2 protein-coding genes and 1 pseudogene are annotated in these 3,377 nt (G+C 50.5%); all 3 read right to left on the bottom strand.

The features are described from left to right. A pseudogene (locus ACM6IQ_RS20425) lies at positions 1 to 1,298 on the bottom strand (hypothetical protein); the annotation flags it as partial. 266 nt (positions 1,299 to 1,564) lie between these two features. After that, positions 1,565 to 2,908 (bottom strand): hypothetical protein, encoded by a 1,344-nt coding sequence (locus ACM6IQ_RS20420; RefSeq protein WP_414879667.1) that lies wholly within the window; start codon positions 2,906 to 2,908, stop codon positions 1,565 to 1,567. A gap of 146 nt (positions 2,909 to 3,054) precedes the next feature. Then, positions 3,055 to 3,377 (bottom strand): hypothetical protein (locus tag ACM6IQ_RS20415; protein ID WP_414879666.1); only part of this gene is annotated, 323 nt, incomplete at its 5' end.

Raw genomic sequence — 3,377 nt, 5'->3', positions numbered from 1 at the left:
CTACCATCGAACTGAACCGTAAAGTAATCCGGCACACCGCCCTCCAACAAATGACAGACCGGAACAACGAGTTCACTGGTCATGTTGTTGCCCGCCAGACTCAGTTGAAACTTTCCGACCCCTCTTAAACCGGTCATAGTCCAGCGGTGGGTAGTTTGCTCCTCGCCATAATCAGGTTCACTCGGCAAGCTTCCCTCTTCCAACCCTTCTACTATTCTGCACTTCAGTTTTACGGGATGTCCCGGCAATGGACTGTCGGTTTTATACCTTAGCGTAAGGACCTGGGGTTGCAGATGCTTGAAGTCGATACCCTCTGGAGGAACAATGTTGCCACCAATCAGTACATCGGCCTCATCCGCCAGATTGCGCGACATCACCCAGAACGGAAGCTCCCAAGGCAACACCACATCCGTACTGAAAAGAACCAACATGCCAAGACCGCTTAGCCCATCGTCCGGTGTGACCGTCCAGTTGAACGTTTCGCCGACCGGGTTGACATCGCTTTCAAAAGGCGGGTTTGACGCAAGGTTCAAGCCTCCAGACTCACCCACCCCCAGACGTAACACCTTCGCAATCTCGGGCGCAACTTCGACTCTTAAAGCGTTTGCTCTTCCGCGAGTCAGCCCAATGGGATCGCCCCACATCACTTCCCTGTCATTGACGTACAACTTCGCGTCTTCCCAAGGACTTGTCTCATAAACCTTGATCTCAAAAGACTCACTCACCGTTTTATCGTCATACGGGCTGTAGAATTCTGCCGTGATCGTCTGCTCACCCAATGTTTGAACCGTATGGGTGAACTGGCTTACGCCCGACGTCGATGTCGGTACTGTCGTTGTCGTCCCACCAATCGACCACTTGACCTCAATATTTTCCAGCGCCTGTTTTGTGTAGAACGATCCGACCGTGATTTGGGCCTTTACTGTGTCTCCTATCACCGGTGCACTGATTGGGCTGCGGCTGTCCAGAACCTCACGACGATAGTGCCCCAACCGCATCGAGATTTTGTAAGGCACGGCGGTAAACTCACTTTGAATCGAGTATTCGAAGTCGTGATCGATGCCATCGGCCGGACAGCGGAGCTTCCATTCTGAGCCCTCAGGTTCAAGTTTCTGAAGTTCGCCATATCCAGGGTCGGCGAAGATCAAAGGCGAATCAGCGGAAGCGTGATTGAGGCTCACTCCCTGACTGACCCAAGGGCTATCCTCAGCGCCTTCAATTCTGAGCGTATGACTATCGGAGCCATAGCAGAGGTATACGGCTCTTTCGGCTGAACTGGACCTGATCTGGATGGTCATGGCATTTCCTCGAACATCGACAATGGTTGAAAAAGGCCATTCGACTATTCAAGAAAAAACGGGGCTGGGTAACTGTCAAAACTGACAGACTTATAGAACAAAACGCGATAACAACAGTAAATTTCCTTTCCCTTAACCTTTCAACGCCGAAGCCCCGGTAGTCGACATTGTCAGGATCAAGCATTGAAAAAAGGAGCTCCGAACGACCGGAGCTCCTTGGGTTTACTGACACTTTACTTTCGGAATTTGGCGTTACAGGAAAGACTTCACTCGCCAACCTGATAAATCGGCAGGTCGATCGCCTTCTCCATCCCCTCGCCGGACAGGCTCAGTTGAAACCTTCCGCTCCCCTGTAAACCGGTCAAGAGCCATAGATAGTTAGAAGTTATCGGCCGGTCAAAGCCAGGTTCACACTTCAGGTCTCCAGGGTTAAACCCCTCCAGGCCAGCGCAATGCAGTTGTAGAGCATGCCCCCCCAATGGGCTACCTGGTTTAAGCCTGAGCGTAAGAAAATAGGTGACGTCATGAACGAACTTCATACCCTCAACAGGTTCTTTACCGTCAATAAGGACATCAACCTCATCTTCCAGATTACGCGATAGTAATTTGCCAGGCAGGTTAACCAGATAGTTACCTTCTGCTCCAAATCCGGTACCTCCGTTCCCGCCCCGAAGAGTTATCACGAGGGTTCCGCTTCGGTTTGACCCGGTGACGTCCCATTCATATTTTCCTGTTTGCTTCACGCCAAACTCCGGCATACTTCTAATATCGCCAGGAAGAAGTGGAGAATTGGCTTTACCCGTCAACCACATCTGAACTTCATTGATGAGGCTGCCAGGATTGGGCTCGAAGGTAATGGAAACAGGTTGATCCCGAAAAAAAACATAGCCATCAGCGGCAATGTCTTCACCTCCAACTTTGATCCTCCCCTCATCTTCCAACTCCTTTGCCAGCAACAGACAGTGCAAGGTGAGCGGCTTAGGGATACCCTCTTCCTCGAATATTAATTCAAACCGCCCACCTGTATTTTTATATCCGTTAACATACCATTCATTCCCACCCGAAAAAATCTCCACATCAGCCGGTACCAGTGGCGGAAAGACGCGTTTACTCATCCGCAACGCTTCCCAGTTAAAGTCAACGCCGGTTTTGTTAACCAGATTTAATTTGATACCGGTATTTTTCCTTATCAGCATTTTTTCAGCAGGTAGAGGATCATCCCAAAGCGTGAAACCCCAGTCATCGCCCACATAGTCCGAGCGCACCACACATGGAACCCGCCATTCCGTGATCACGTCCTTGCTCGAAAAAACCAAGAAGATATTGCCACTATTGCCATCTTCTACCGACGTAACCTTCCAGCGGAATGCATTGCCGACCGGATCGGCAGGGGTGCCGAACTCCGGGGAAGCGGTGATGGCCAGGTCGCGGGAATCCTCTTTCGTGAGAGATATCTGTCCAGTAAAGGACGAGGGGACTTCCACCCTTATATCGTGTACCTGCCCACGCCACAGCATAATGGGCCCCTCGATCAGTTTGTCGTTGAAGAACAACTTGGCGTCTTCCCAACCATTTGGCCGAGCTGATACAGATTTGATTTCATTGGTCATGACGGTACTCTCAGATATCGAATTGGCCGCTCGAGTATCGAGGAAAAACATTGACTGGGTAACTGTCATAACTAACAGCAATCCAGAGAAAACTGTAATAAAACATGGAGCTCCAAATGACAGGAGCTCCTTGCCCTTCTTACGTATTAAGCAGGAGTAAGTAATAACAGTAACCGAATCATGGAAACACGACCTGTTGCTTCGGTCGTTTTTGCCAAAAGTTCAATGACATGCCTTTCTTTAGGATAATACTTGATCGCCACGGAGCTTCCGGCCCCCCCGGTTGCGTTAGTTGTTCCAAAACCGACTGGGTGATCAGGTGCAATGAACTCGACGTTAACGCCCGCAACCGGAACCCCTTCCTGCGTAGTCACTTGTACCGAAGGCTGAACGCCCCACCCTGCTCCGGGAATCAATTCCGGAGCGAGTACTTCTGTCGGTGGATAAGCCATAGGTATGCCAAGATAAG

Origin of the sequence: Pseudomonas sp. IT-P100, assembly GCF_949767185.1 — a bacterium.
Lineage (GTDB): Bacteria > Pseudomonadota > Gammaproteobacteria > Pseudomonadales > Pseudomonadaceae > Aquipseudomonas > Aquipseudomonas fluorescens_B.
This window is presented reverse-complemented; position numbering and strand designations above follow the sequence as displayed.